1 protein-coding gene is annotated in these 1,642 nt (G+C 66.0%); it reads left to right on the plus strand.

The genetic code is table 11. From position 1 onward, the window contains the following. Positions 1–788: 788 nt before the first annotated feature. Positions 789–1,642 (plus strand): DUF222 domain-containing protein (locus ACFRJ9_RS23940; protein ID WP_377673393.1); only part of this gene is annotated, 854 nt, incomplete at its 3' end.

A 1,642-nucleotide genomic window follows, 5' to 3' on the forward strand; every position in this document is an offset into this window, starting at 1 on the left:
TACCGAACCGTACACACCTTCCGGCTTTCCGTTTCGCACCCGGCGACTCAGAAAACAATACACGCCCCACCACCCCAACGCAAATCCACCCCAAAGCACCTCCTCAACCTGGGCCCAGCACCCCTTCAGCGGCCCACAAGAGCCGCGTCAGCGCGCCGTCGTGCGCCGTCTGTTTCAGTAGCGCCCCGCTTTGCCAGCGACTGACTCCCGGCCAGCGTTCGGAGTGTTCAAAGTCGCGGGCCCCGCTGACCCAGACTCACGCTGACGGCCCGGAGCTTTGGATCATGGTTGGGTGAGGGAGTCGCCACCTTAAGGCTTGAACTGCATCCACGACAGAAGGCTCAGCGAAGATGCCAGAGACGATTTCCCGGAGCCGGTCGCAGCAGCTCCCGCCGCAATGCTAAGCGTGCCGGAGTTGATCTGAACGTCTGACCTTGCGTCATTCTGTCCTTGTCGCCTGTCGTCGGAAGTCCTCGTGGTGAGAGCGCTGCATGCCGGCCAACGCGGCAGTCCTGACGGAACTGGTTCGCTATGCTGACCGTCCAGCCGGGCGGGTACAGAGCGCCGCCACGTTTGTGCAATCGAGGGACTGGCGACCCCAGCGAGGCCAAGGGCACGAAGAAGTACCGCGGGCTCACCAAACGGCGTTCCTCAAGAACCCTGAAGCACTGAGCGTGCATTAACGGCCCTCTACCCCTGCCCTCAATGGGCTGGCCATACCTGCGGGCTTTTCCACATAGGGAGATTCTTGGCTTTTGGCGGCCCGTTGTGATTGGAAGAGTTGGGGTATGGAGCAGATTCGGGGCAGTCAGGCGGGCGCGGCGGTGGTTGCGTCTGATCCTTCCGCAGGACTTCTGTCCTTGAAGTCCCCGCCCCGGGTTTCTGATCTCCTCGCACTCTTGGGCGCCGTCCGTCTCGGTGCCGGGAGCGGCGAGCTGATCGATCAGATCCGTGGGCTGGAAGACTTGAAGTCCGCCATCACCGGGTTGCAGGCGCGTGCCGCGGTGGCCTTCGAACTGGCGCAGCGCGGCGAGCAGGAGGCGGCCGGTGTGCCCGCTTCTGAGCAGGGCCAGGGTGTCGGGGCGCAGGTGGCGTTGGCCCGGCGGGAGTCCCCGAACCGGGGATCACGGTTGCTTGGACTCGCGAAGGCGTTGGTGACGGAGATGCCGCGCACCATGGCCGCGTTGGAGTCGGGCCAGCTCAATGAGTGGCGCGCCACCCTACTGGTGAAAGAAACCGCCTGCCTGTCCGTCGAGGACCGGTGCGCCGTGGACGAGGAACTCGCCGCCGATACCGGGACGTTCGAGGGGAAGGGTGACCGGGCCATCATCGCCGCCGCGAAAGCCGCAGCGTATCGCCGGGATCCCCGCTCGGTCGCCCAACGTGCCAGCCACGCCGCAACCGAACGGACCGTGAGCCTGCGCCCGGCCCCTGACACCATGACCTATCTGACCGCCCTGCTGCCCGTCGCCCAGGGTGTGGCCGCCTACGCCGCCCTCACCCGGGCCGCAGACTCCGCCCGTTCCAGCGGGGATTCCCGGACCCGAGGCCAGGTCATGGCCGACACCCTCGTCGAACGACTCACCGGCAAGCGCGGCGGGATCAGCGGTGTGGAGCTCCAACTCGTGATGACCGACCGAAC

The organism is Paenarthrobacter sp. NPDC056912 (assembly GCF_042786555.1).
Lineage (GTDB): Bacteria > Actinomycetota > Actinomycetes > Actinomycetales > Micrococcaceae > Arthrobacter.